General features: G+C 60.5%; 13 protein-coding genes. 5 read left to right on the top strand and 8 right to left on the bottom strand.

From position 1 onward, the window contains the following. Positions 1-456, top strand: a complete 456-nt coding sequence (locus tag QWL29_RS21025) for an Lrp/AsnC ligand binding domain-containing protein (protein ID WP_305824832.1) — start codon at positions 1-3, stop codon at positions 454-456. A 271-nt stretch (positions 457-727) separates the two neighbouring features. Here the strand turns inward: QWL29_RS21025 and QWL29_RS21020 are convergent, their stop codons facing one another. Beyond that, a complete protein-coding gene (locus tag QWL29_RS21020) occupies positions 728-1,684 on the bottom strand; it encodes a LysR family transcriptional regulator (RefSeq protein WP_305824831.1) in 957 nt (318 codons plus the stop codon). A gap of 160 nt (positions 1,685-1,844) precedes the next feature. Between QWL29_RS21020 and QWL29_RS21015 the strand changes: the two genes are divergently transcribed. Beyond that, positions 1,845-2,045 (top strand): hypothetical protein, encoded by a 201-nt coding sequence (locus tag QWL29_RS21015; protein WP_305824830.1) that lies wholly within the window; start codon positions 1,845-1,847, stop codon positions 2,043-2,045. A gap of 78 nt (positions 2,046-2,123) precedes the next feature. Here the strand turns inward: QWL29_RS21015 and QWL29_RS21010 are convergent, their stop codons facing one another. From QWL29_RS21010 to QWL29_RS20985, 6 genes are all read right to left on the bottom strand, one after another. Further along, positions 2,124-2,711, bottom strand: a complete 588-nt coding sequence (locus QWL29_RS21010; RefSeq protein ID WP_305824829.1) for a chalcone isomerase family protein — start codon at positions 2,709-2,711, stop codon at positions 2,124-2,126. A 183-nt stretch (positions 2,712-2,894) separates the two neighbouring features. Beyond that, positions 2,895-3,431, bottom strand: a complete 537-nt coding sequence (locus QWL29_RS21005) for a DUF1003 domain-containing protein (RefSeq protein WP_305824828.1) — start codon at positions 3,429-3,431, stop codon at positions 2,895-2,897. A 96-nt stretch (positions 3,432-3,527) separates the two neighbouring features. Beyond that, complete coding sequence (locus QWL29_RS21000) at positions 3,528-3,788, bottom strand: YfhL family 4Fe-4S dicluster ferredoxin (RefSeq protein ID WP_305824827.1); 261 nt, start codon at positions 3,786-3,788, stop codon at positions 3,528-3,530. 39 nt (positions 3,789-3,827) lie between these two features. Then, a complete protein-coding gene (coaD, locus tag QWL29_RS20995) occupies positions 3,828-4,325 on the bottom strand; it encodes a pantetheine-phosphate adenylyltransferase (RefSeq protein WP_305824826.1) in 498 nt (165 codons plus the stop codon). A gap of 112 nt (positions 4,326-4,437) precedes the next feature. After that, complete coding sequence (rsmD, locus tag QWL29_RS20990) at positions 4,438-5,079, bottom strand: 16S rRNA (guanine(966)-N(2))-methyltransferase RsmD (RefSeq protein ID WP_305824825.1); 642 nt, start codon at positions 5,077-5,079, stop codon at positions 4,438-4,440. Between the two features lie 31 nt (positions 5,080-5,110). Beyond that, positions 5,111-6,133, bottom strand: coding sequence for a DUF6279 family lipoprotein (locus QWL29_RS20985; protein ID WP_308635906.1), 1,023 nt, complete (start codon positions 6,131-6,133; stop codon positions 5,111-5,113). On the opposite strand from QWL29_RS20985, the gene glmU reads away from it, so the two are divergent. Then, positions 6,035-7,411, top strand: a complete 1,377-nt coding sequence (glmU, locus tag QWL29_RS20980) for a bifunctional UDP-N-acetylglucosamine diphosphorylase/glucosamine-1-phosphate N-acetyltransferase GlmU (protein ID WP_305824823.1) — start codon at positions 6,035-6,037, stop codon at positions 7,409-7,411. The genes QWL29_RS20985 and glmU overlap by 99 nt on opposite strands. A gap of 124 nt (positions 7,412-7,535) precedes the next feature. Here the strand turns inward: glmU and QWL29_RS20975 are convergent, their stop codons facing one another. Then, a complete protein-coding gene (locus tag QWL29_RS20975; RefSeq protein WP_305824822.1) occupies positions 7,536-8,006 on the bottom strand; it encodes an Lrp/AsnC family transcriptional regulator in 471 nt (156 codons plus the stop codon). 157 nt (positions 8,007-8,163) lie between these two features. Between QWL29_RS20975 and glmS the strand changes: the two genes are divergently transcribed. Together glmS and QWL29_RS20965 are read left to right on the top strand one after the other, a co-directional pair. After that, positions 8,164-9,993: a glutamine--fructose-6-phosphate transaminase (isomerizing) gene (gene glmS, locus QWL29_RS20970; RefSeq protein WP_305824821.1), complete on the top strand. Its 1,830-nt coding sequence runs from the start codon at positions 8,164-8,166 to the stop codon at positions 9,991-9,993. Positions 9,994-10,268: 275 nt separating this feature from the next. Further along, positions 10,269-11,894, top strand: a complete 1,626-nt coding sequence (locus tag QWL29_RS20965; protein WP_305824820.1) for a methyl-accepting chemotaxis protein — start codon at positions 10,269-10,271, stop codon at positions 11,892-11,894. Positions 11,895-11,902 lie beyond the last annotated feature (8 nt).

The raw sequence follows: 11,902 nt of genomic DNA, 5'->3' as shown, positions 1-11,902 counted from the left end.
ATGCTGGACAAGATTTCGAAAAAAATACTGGGCGAGCTGCAGAACGATGGACGCATCAGCAACGTCGAGCTGGCCGCGCGCGTCAACCTGTCGCCGGCCGCCTGCCTCGAACGTGTGCGCAAGCTGCACGAGTCGGGCTACATCACGGGCTACACGGCCCAGCTGAATCCGCAACTGCTGGATGTGTCGCTGCTGGTCTTCATCGAAGTCGTGCTGGATCGCACCACGCCGGAGGTGTTCGACGCCTTCAAGCAGAGCGTGCAATTGATTCCGGAAGTGCTGGAATGCCACATGGTAGCGGGCGGCTTCGACTACTTGGTGAAAGCGCGCGTGAAGGACATGGCGGCCTACCGCGAATTCCTGGGCAAGACGCTGCTGCAGAAGGGTGTGCGCGAAACGCACACCTATGCGGTGATGGAAGAGGTGAAGAATACGACGAAGTTGCCGATCAGGTAATTCAACGGCGTTGTTTCCCGTAGCGTGGGCACTCCGTGCCCACGCGGAACGATGCGTCGTGTTGACCTCGTTTCATTGAAACGTATGAGGTAACGCGGCCTGTCCTGACGCGGACACGTGGCGCTTTCAAGTTCGTGATCTGCTTTTTTGTGCGGCCGGCACATCATCACGGCCGCAAGGTGTTGTCACACGTTCCGTGATTGCATCCCGTGCACCGCGTGGGCACGAGTGCCTAGCGCGGCCCGGCCCACCCTACAAAACCCACAAAACCTTAAGCCGCTTGCCGTTCCATCAACGGCTTGGTTGCCGCCGCCGCCGTCGTTTCCAGGTTATTCCGCAGCCAGCGATGCGCCGGGCTGCGGCCGTCGCGTTCGTGCCAGAGCATGTCCAGGTGCACGGCGGGCAGCGCGAACGGCAGCTCACGCCAGATCAAGGATTCGGTCATGCCGGTCGACACCATCAGGTGTTTCGGCAGCACGGTAATCAAGTCCGAATTCGCCACCACCCGCCCTGCGGTAAAGAACTGGTTCACGGTCAGCAAAATCCGGCGTTCGCGGCCGATCTGCGCCAGCGCCTCATCGACCAGGCCGTGGGCGCGGCCCGAGAAACTTACCAGCAGGTGGTTCGCCTTGCAGTAGGCATCGAGGTCGAGCTTGCCGTCGGCCAGCGGATGTTTTTTACGCATCACGCACACATACTGCCCGGAATACAAACGCTCATGCCGGATCGGCGAACCGGTTTCATACGACAGCTGCGCCGCCACGCCCGGGAAGAAACCCACCGCCAGGTCGATGTCGCCACGCAGCAACATCGGACGCGGTTCGCGCGTGGTCAGCGGCACCATGCGGATGTTCACGCCCGGCGCTTCCGCCTCGATCGAGCGCATCAGCGAAGGCAGCCAATAGGCGGCGGTGGCATCGGCCATCGCCATGCGGAAAGTTGCCTGGGCTTTCGAGACGTCGAAGGTTTCCGGCATCACCGCCGCTTCCAGCGCCGCCAGTGCCTGGCGCACCGAGGGCCATAACGCTTCGGCGCGCGGCGTGGGCTTCACGCCGTAGGCGGTGCGGATCAGCAATTCGTCGCCCAGGCTCTCGCGCAGGCGCTTGATGGCGTTCGATACCGCAGGCTGGGTCATGGCCAGATGGCCCGCTGCGCGCGTCAGGTTTTGCTCGGTCATCACTGCGTCGAATACGCGCAGCAAGTTCAGGTCCAGGGTCAGAAAGCTCATGATGTTGTCTCGTTAGGCGATGTAGCCGGTTTTTAAGTCTGCTTGTGAGTGTAACGCATTTCCATTCACGATCCATATAAGCGCCATCATCGAACGGAATTAGATTTATATGCTGCACTGCACTATAGTTGAAAAAAACAACATCAACCGAGCCAAGATCATGTCCTTCGTTGCTACCTTTACCCAGTTTTCTTTCCCGGCCCTGCCGCTCGCGGATATCCTGCGCCTGGTCCTGATGCTGGCGCTGGCGGCGAGTTTCGTCATGTTCTTCCGCCCGCTGTTGAGCGGCATCGTGCGTGCACTGGTCCTGACCGTGCGTCCGCGCCTGGCGAAACCGGTCCGCACCGCTGCGCGAGCCTGAAGCTTCATCGCATCCGCAATAAAGAACGCGGCGGCCGGTTGACCCGGACGCCGCGTTTTTTTTATAGCGGTTCTGGTATTACTTTGCGTCGCCCAACAAGGCTGGCTTGAGCGAGCTGTCGGCCGGCTTGTCGCCCAGCCAGATGCGCAGCACGGCGTTATAGAAACCGACGTCGATCGCGGTGCCGCCGATGCGCTTGCCGTTCAATTCGCACACGGTGCCGGTGCCCGGCACCCAGTCCATGTGCAGCACGTCGCCCTTCTTGATCTGGTCGACGCTGGCAAACATTTCGCCGAACTTGTTGATCTGGGTGACGAATTTCGCCTTCTCCGCCTTGTCCAGATTATCGTTGATACCGTCCATGAAGGCCTTGGCCAGGTCTTCGGACGAGAGGTCGCGCGCCATCACCAGGGTGACGCGGCGTGGACCTTCCATGCCCAGGATCTCGGCCACGTTCTTGCTTTTCTCGGGAAGATACAGACCGGCCGCATACACCTTGATCACGATCTTGGTGCGCATGCCGGCGCCGTTCAGTTTCAAGTCCTTGCCGCCGACCTTGACCGTGTCTTCGAACTTGACGCCGTTGACGTCGATGGCAGCCATGGCCGGCAGGGAAAACGCGAGCGCCAGGGCGGCGCCAGCAGCGAGGGTATGCAACGCTTTCATGCTGTCTCCTAGTTTATCGATATACATCCGGCCACTCGCCATTAAAAAAGAATGACCGTGCTAAAACCTGGATAGCAATATAGCATTGAATTCTTGTCGAAAAACAACAGGGGAAGATTATTTCGATGCTGCGGGAGCACATTCCAGCGCGGCTGGATGCCTTTCGTTTTATTTAATTCCGCCTTATTTTGTCTCGCGTTCGATGGCGCTGAGGACGCTGGGCGCATCGGCCGGCTTGGCCAGTTCCTCGGCTTCGCGGTCGGGCTTGCTCATCAGGTTCGGACTCTCGCGCCGGATATCTTCCAGCATGGCGATGATCTTGCTGGTCTTTTCATCGGACAGCAGGCTGATTTGCAGATCGAGATGGGCATTGCGCTCGGCCAGCTTGGACATGCGGTTCTGGCGGATCAGCACGGTGGTGGAAATGATAAAGGCGTTCAGGGAGACGAAACCCTGCAGCCAGTAGAAAGGCGGCTCGTCGATCTGTTCGAGGTCGAAGATCGGCGCCAGGCTGTTCCAGAGCAGCCAGCAGACGATAAAGGTGATGTTGACGGCAAAATAACTGGGGCTGCCCAGGAACAGGCTGACTTTCTCGACCAGCTTTTGCGCGGTGGTGACTTGCTCTTCGTTGCGCTCGCAGTATTCGGCGATCGTGCCGATGTTTTCGCTGACACTGTGCGGTAGCGGATCGCACGCCTGGTTGTCGTCCTGGGGAGCCATGGAACGAGCATAGCACGGCCATTCCGGCGCGCCGCGTCAGCGTCATATCGTGCGCAAAGCGCACATGAAAACGCCGGCGCGGGGCCGGCGTGGTGGTCAGGCGGCGTTCTTGGTGCTGGTCAGACGTTCATACTTGATCATCAGTTCCTCGCGCGTTTCGCGCCAGGCCGGATCGAGGGGAATGCAGGCGACCGGGCACAGCGAGGCGCACTGCGGTTCGTCGAAGTGGCCGACGCACTCGGTGCATTTATTCGGATCGATCTGGTAGAACTCTTCGCCCACCGAAATCGCGTCGTTCGGGCACTCGGGCTCGCACACGTCGCAATTGATGCAGTCGTCGGTAATCAGTAAGGCCATGATACTGCTCGCTTATTGCCTCGTTAAATGCCCGCGGATTCAGGCTTTCGGCAGGTTCATTGCTGCGATTTTCTTTTGCAGCCAACGGTCCACCGACGGGAAGACGAATTTCGACACATCGCCGCCCAGCATGGCAATCTCCCGCACGATGGTGCCGGAGATGAACTGGTACTGGTCGGACGGGGTCAGGAACAGGGTCTCGACGTCAGGCAGCAAATAGCGGTTCATGCCCGCCATCTGGAACTCGTATTCGAAGTCGGACACGGCGCGCAGGCCGCGCACGATCACGCGCGCATCGTGCTTGCGCACGAAATCCTTGAGCAGGCCGGAGAAACTCTCGACCTGCACGTTCGGATAATGGCCGAGCACCTCGTTGGCGATTTCCAGGCGTTCCTCGAGCGAGAAGAAAGGCTTCTTGTTCTTGCTGTCGGCAACACCGACCACGAGCGTGTCGAACAGACCCGACGCGCGGCGGACCAAATCTTCATGGCCGCGGGTGAGCGGATCGAAGGTACCTGGATAAACGGCTACAACCATTGTGGCTCCCTGGGAGAAACACCTGTGTTTAAAGGCGCATTATGCCTGATATTCCGGCAGTTGCCCCAGATCGGGGCCGCATTTGCCCGTTAATTGAGCATTGTTAGACGCTTTAAGCCTTGTTTTCGTGCAATTTCAGCAGGTGATAGTAGACCATGCCCGCTTTGTCGGCACGCACCTGCTCCCATGGCAGCAGCCACTCAGGCATGTCTTTACCATCCGGCAGTGCAAATTCCGCTTCCACATACACCATGCCGCCCTCGTTCAGGAGATCGGCGCACAGCGGCAGCGCCTTGGCAATGAAATCCTGCTGGTATGGCGGATCGAGGAAGATCACGTCGAAGCGCTGGCCACGCGCGGCCATGTCGCGCGCCACCACGAAGGCGTCGCCGCGCAGCACGGAGACGTTCTGCGCCTTCAGGGTTTCCTTGTTCAGTTCGAGCTGGCGCGCGGCAGGGCCGTGGAAGTCGAGCATGACGACGGAGCGGGCGCCGCGGCTGGCAGCCTCGAAACCGAGCGCGCCGCTGCCGGCGAACAAGTCGAGGGAGTCGACGCTGTTCCAGTCGCTGCCGACCTGGTGGTTGATCCAGTTGAAGACGGTTTCGCGCACGCGGTCGGGCGTGGGGCGCAGGCCGAGGGCGTCGAGCACCGGCAGCAGGCGCCGTTTCCACTCGCCGCCGATGATGCGCACTTGTTGTGGGGCCAGGCGCGGACGCCCGTGCTGGCCCTGGGGTTTTGCTGGCTTTCTTTGCATGGCGCGCACTATACCATGCGGGTTTGCGCCCTTATTTCGCTTCCTTGGCCAAAGCGTTGAAATCATCGATCCAGCCCTGCATGCGTTTTTGCGCATGCGCTTTCTGTTCCGGCGTGGCGATGCGGATCGCGGTCAGGATGTAGTTCACGGTCGCATTCGTATAACTGTCATAGAACGCCTTGCGTTCCGGCGCATCCATGCGGGTGAAGAATTCGCGGATCAGGCCATTGATCATCGTCGTGGTCTGTTCCTTGCTCGGCTTTTCCGCCTGAATCTTGCGGACCAGGGCCAGGATCTTGCGCTGGCGCAGGACACGTTCTTCCAGCCAGACGTTGTTGTCGAGGGGACGCGCGTCCGACGCGCGGCGCAAGGTCGCTTCCTGCTCGCGGCTGAAACTGCCGAACCAGAGTTTTAACTGTTCCATCGATTTGTCGTAGCGCGCTTCGTTGCGTTTTTCGACGCTGCCGCTGACGAACTTGCTGCGGTATTCGCGGTTCTTTTTCTCGAAACGCTCTTCCATCTGCTTGATCTGCTCGGGCGTCAGTGAGCGCGCCAGGTCCACCATATCCGGCACCGCGTGGTAGGCCAGGGTTTCGGTACGGCTGCGGATTTCCTTGTACGCATTCAGCAGATCGGCCTGGGCTGGATTGGCCGCCAGCTGGCGCTGGTATTTGGCGAGCAGTGCCGCATAATCTTGCAACTGGGTTTTACGATGCCATTGAAACAATTCCTTGATATCTTGTTTGACGCCGTCGGACTGGTCGCCCTCGAAATCGACATAGGCGTCCAGCCACCAGTACAGTAAGGTGTCGCCGTGGTTGTAGCTGAAGCGGATGGTGCTGCAGGCGGCCAGTAAAGCAATCAGCCCGATCAGGAACAGTGCGCGCGTGCGCTGGAACAGGGTGTCATGCGTGCTAAACTTTTTCATCTTATTAACTCTTTTTGAAATCGGCTTATGAACGTTGTCATCCTTGCCGCCGGCATGGGAAAGCGGATGCAGTCCGCTCTGCCTAAGGTTCTGCATCCGCTGGCTGGTAAGCCGCTGTTGCAGCATGTCATCGATACGGCGCGACGCCTGTCGCCGAGCAAATTATGCGTGATCTACGGGCACGGCGGCGCAGCGGTGCCGGAGATGGTGGGCACGCTGGCGCTGGACAGTGGCGCGGCCATCGACACCGCCCTGCAGCAGCCGCAACTGGGCACCGGCCATGCCGTGATGCAGGCCGTGCCGCAACTCGATGAAGATGCGCCGACCCTGGTGCTGTACGGCGACGTGCCGCTGACGACAGAAGCCTCGCTGCGCAGCCTGGTGGAGGCCGCCGGCAACGACAAGCTCGGCATCCTCACCGTCGAGCAGGCAAATCCCTTCGGCCTGGGCCGCATCGTGCGCGAAAACGGCCGCATCGTGCGCATCGTGGAAGAAAAGGATGCCAGCGATACCGAGCGCGCGATCCGTGAAATCAACAGCGGCATCATGTGCATCCCGACGCGCCACCTGAAGCGCTGGCTGTCCGCGCTGTCGAACAACAATGCGCAGGGCGAGTACTACCTGACCGACATCGTGGCCCAGGCCGTGAGCGAAGGCGTCGAGGTGGTATCGGCCTCGCCGTCGGCCGAGTGGGAAGTGGCAGGTGTAAACAGCAAGGTGCAACTGGCCGAACTCGAGCGCCGCCACCAGCTGAACATCGCGCATGCCCTGCTGGAACGCGGCGTGACCTTGATGGACCCGGCCCGCATCGATGTGCGTGGGGAACTGATCTGTGGACGCGATGTCGTCATCGACGTCGGCTGCGTGTTCGAAGGCCGCGTGGAACTGGCCGATGGCGTGACGGTCGGCCCGCATTGCGTGCTGGTGAATGCGAAAGTGGCGGCAGGCGCCAACATCAAGCCCTTCTGCCACATCGAGGATGCGTTGGTTGGGCCGAAATCGCAGATCGGACCGTATGCGCGCCTGCGCCCGGGCACCGAACTCGGCGAAGACGTCCATGTGGGTAATTTCGTCGAGATCAAGAACAGCCAGGTCGCCGCGCACAGCAAGGCGAATCACCTGGCCTACGTGGGCGATGCCACCGTCGGCTCGCGCGTGAACATCGGCGCCGGCACGATTACCTGCAACTACGATGGCGCGAACAAGTTCCGCACTGTGATCGAGGACGACGCCTTCATCGGCAGCGACAGCCAGCTGGTGGCGCCGGTCACCGTCGGCAAAGGCGCGACGCTCGGCGCCGGCACCACGCTGACCAAGGATGCACCAGCCGGCAAGCTGACCATCTCGCGTCCCAAGCAAATGACGCTCGATGGCTGGACTCGTCCTGTGAAAGCGAAGAAGTAATCCACCGCTCATCCACCGGAAATCGACAGCGAATCCACATGGGTATCCACCGGCTTATGCACGGGATACCCATACCGATTCCACATGGTCATCCACCGGTTTATCCACAGGTTGATAGCCCGTCTCAGACGGCGATGCGGGTGTCGAACTTGCTGCGGAAGGTCGAGAAATAGGCTTTGACGTTGCGCACGTTGGCGTGCGTGGCGAACAGGCGGTGCGCCAGTGCGTGGTAGGCCGGCATGTCGACCACCTGCACCACCAGCACGAAGTCGGGGCCGGGCGCCACGCGGTAGCACTGCAACACCGCCTCCTCTGCCGCGGCCAGCTTCTCGAACGCTTCCATGCGTTCGGCGGCCTGCACATCGAGTGTGATCTCGACGATAGCGGTCAGGCGCGCCCCCACTTTGCTCGGATCGACAATCGCAACTTGCCGCTCGATAACACCTGCATCGGTCAGCTGCTTGACGCGGCGCAGACAAGTAGGAGGCGAGACATGCACCAGCTCAGCCAGTTCGGCGTTCGTCTGCGATGCATCAGTCTGGAGGGCGTTCAGGATGCGACGATCAAGTTCGTCAAAGCGTGTCAGTTCAGTCATGAAATTTAACGTAAGAATATCGATTCAAATGAAATAATATTTCATCTTCACTTGCATGTGAAATTTTATTACGTGTTCGATTGAATTCTGAAAGCTTATTTCATGCGCATTGCCATAGCATATGCTTTATTGCTAATTATTTACACGAGGTCCCTCCATGTGCGGCATTGTCGGCGCGGTAGCGCAACGTAACATCACCCCTATCCTGATCGAAGGCCTGAAGCGTCTCGAATACCGCGGCTACGATTCCTGCGGCGTGGCCTTGCACGTGGATGGTCGCCTGCAACGCTCGCGCAGCACTTCGCGCGTGGCCGACCTCGAAACGCAAATCGCTGGCACCGGCCTGCAAGGCTTCACCGGCATCGCCCACACCCGCTGGGCCACCCACGGCGCCCCGGCCTCGCACAATGCCCACCCGCATTTTTCGCCGAACGAAGACAATGCGCGCATCGCGCTGGTGCACAACGGTATCATCGAGAACCATGACGAGCTGCGCCGCGAACTGACCGACCTCGGCTACGTGTTCCAGAGCCAGACCGACACCGAAGTCATCGCCCACCTGGTCGACCACATGTACAACGGCGATTTGTTCGACACGGTCCAGCAAGCCGTGAAACGCCTGCACGGCGCCTACGCGATCGCCGTGTTCTCGCGCGAAGAACCGCACCGCGTGGTCGCCGCGCGCCAGGGCTCGCCGCTGATCCTGGGCGTGGGCGAAGGCGAAAACTTCGTTGCGTCGGATGCGATGGCGCTGGCCGGCACCACCAACCAGATCATCTACCTGGAAGAAGGCGACGTGGTCGACCTGCAACTGTCGCGCTACTGGATCGTCGACGCCGAAGGCCGCCCGGTCGAGCGTGAAGTGAAAACCGTGCACGCCCACACCGGCGCGGCCGAGCTTGGTCCTTACCGCCACTACATGCAGAAGGAAATCTTCGAGCAGCCGCGCGTGATCGGCGACACCCTCGAGGGCGTGACCGGCATCATGCCGGAACTGTTCGGCGATAAGGCCTATAAGGTCTTCAAGGAAATCGACCGCGTGCTGATCCTGGCCTGCGGCACCAGCTACTACGCGGGTCTTACTGCAAAATACTGGATCGAGTGCATCGCCAAGGTGCCGGTCAATGTCGAGATCGCCAGTGAATACCGCTACCGCGACAGCGTGCCGCACCCGAACACCCTGGTCGTCACCATCTCGCAGTCCGGCGAAACCGCCGACACCCTGGCCGCCCTGAAGCATGCGCGCAGCCTGGGCATGCCGCACACGCTGACCATCTGCAACGTTTCGACCAGCGCCATGGTGCGCGAATGCGAACTGGCCTACATTACCCGCGCCGGCGTGGAAGTGGGCGTGGCCTCGACCAAGGCATTCACGACCCAGTTGGCCGCCCTGTTCCTGCTGACCCTGACCCTGGCGCAAGTGAACGGCCGCCTGACCGACGAGCAGGAAGCCGAGCACCTGAAGCAGATGCGCCACCTGCCGGTGGCCCTGTCCTCGGTGCTGGCGCTGGAACCGCAGATCATCGCCTGGGCTGAAGAGTTTGCGCGCAAGGAAAACGCCCTGTTCCTGGGCCGTGGCCTGCACTACCCGATCGCCCTCGAAGGCGCGCTGAAGCTCAAGGAAATTTCGTACATCCACGCCGAAGCCTACCCGGCGGGCGAACTGAAACATGGCCCGCTGGCGCTGGTGACCGAAGAAATGCCGGTCGTGACCATCGCCCCGAACGATGCACTGCTGGAAAAACTGAAGTCGAACATGCAGGAAGTGCGCGCCCGTGGCGGCCAGCTGTACGTGTTTGCCGACGTCGATTCGCGCATCACCTCTGGCGATGGTTTGCACGTGATTCGTTTGCCAGAGCACTACGGCGAACTGTCGCCGATCCTGCACGTGGCGGCGCTGCAGCTGCTGGCGTATCACACGGCGCTGGCGCGTGGCACCGACGTGGACAAGCCGCGCAATTTGGCCAAATCCGTAACGGTGGAGTAAGACACTGGAGGCGGCATTTTCTTTCATCATCTGAAAATGCCGCATGTAACATCGTCATATTTGTCAATATTTCGTTGTTTTTTGATTTCTTAAGGGAAATTAAAGTAACGAATTCATCAATCATTGTTGGTTTCTTGTAAGCTACGGTCTCGTCGTTTTTGGATTCGTCAAGACAGCCGCCCGGTTCAGTAAGCCCGGTACCACGGAAAGCCATTTTCCTTCGTCCTTGTTCGGATCGCTTCGATCAACCCGAACTCCCTTACAAGAAACCGAACATGAACTTCCTCCGCTTCACCATCAAGGCGCGCCTGCGCCTTGGTTTCGGCATCATCCTGCTATTCCTGCTCATCATTTCCCTGACCGGCCTGCACAAGATCAAGCAGACCAACGCCGATACCGAGCACATCGTCGAGGTGAACATGAAAAAAATTGAGCTGCTCGAGCAGATGTCGGACTCGGTGCACATCGTGTCGCGTGTGGTTCGTTCGATGGCATTGTTGGAGGACAAAGCCGAGGCGCAGCGCGAAGCACCGAAGATCGAAGCCGCACGTGTAGCTTACGACCGTGCCTACAACGCACTGAAGGCAATGCCGCTCGATGCGCAAGGCCAGCAATTCATCCGTGACCTGGGCGCCTTGCAGGATGCGGTGCGGCCGATGAACAACCGTTTCCTCGAGCTGTCGGCAACGAATACCCAGGACGCCATCCATTACCTGCTCGGCATTGCCGGGCCGGCCACCACGAAGTGGCAGGACGGCATACGCGACTTCATGACGCTGCAAAGGAAAAAAAGCGAAGAAGATGCCAGGCATGCGCAGCACGCCTACGAGCAGGCGCGTTACCTGATGCTGGGCATGACCGTGTTTGCGATCCTGGGCGGCGCCCTGTTCGCTTTCCAGATCAGCCGTTCGATCACGACGCCGCTGATGCAGGCGGTCGACCTGGCGCGGACGGTGGCGGCCGGCGACCTCACCACCCACATCGACGTGCATGCGGACGACCGTACCGAAACCGGCGCGCTCCTGCGTGCGCTGAACGACATGAACAGCAGCCTGAACACCATCGTGGCGCAAGTGCGCCAGGGCGCCGTGTTGCTGTCCAGCGGCGCCACTGAAATCGCCAACGGCAACATCGATTTGTCGTCGCGTACCGAACAGCAAGCTTCGGCGCTGGAAGAAACGGCAGCCTCGATGGAAGAATTGACGGTCACGGTGAAGAACAACGCCGACAATTCGAACCAGGCCAGCAGCATGGCCAGCAGCACCGCGCAGGCCGCCGTGCGTGGCGGCCAGGCGGTCGGGCAAGTGGTCGACGTAATGGGCCACATCGAAGCGTCATCGGCGCGCATCGTCGAGATCATCGACGTTATCGACGGCATCGCCTTCCAGACGAATATCCTGGCGCTGAACGCCGCGGTGGAAGCGGCGCGTGCCGGCGAGCAGGGCCGCGGTTTTGCTGTGGTGGCGAGCGAAGTGCGCACCCTGGCCCAGCGTTCGGCCACGGCTTCGCGCGAAATCAAGACCCTGATCAACGATTCGGTGGCCCAGGTGAACCAGGGCGGCAGCCTGGCGCGCGAAGCCGGCAGCGTGGTGCAGGGCATCGTCGGCGGCATCACCAAGGTGTCGGATATCGTGGCCGACATCGCAGCCGCCAGCCGCGAGCAGTCGATGGGCATTGAGCAGACCCACCAGGCAGTCAGCGAGATGGACCAGATCACGCAGCACAACGCTGCTTTGGTCGAGGAAATTGCCGCGACGGCGGCGTCGCTGCAGGACCAGGCCAACGCGCTGGAGCAGGTCGTGCAGCGCTTCCGCCTGAAAGGCGAACACGGCTACACGACGCCTGCCACCGGTGTGCGCAAGCAACAGGGTGTGCCCCGCCTGGTTGCCACACTGGCTTGAACGCAGGG

Source organism: Massilia brevitalea, assembly GCF_030711405.1.
Lineage (GTDB): Bacteria > Pseudomonadota > Gammaproteobacteria > Burkholderiales > Burkholderiaceae_D > Telluria > Telluria brevitalea.
The sequence above is the reverse complement of the archived record's forward strand: the minus strand, read 5'-3'. Positions and strand labels throughout refer to the sequence as shown.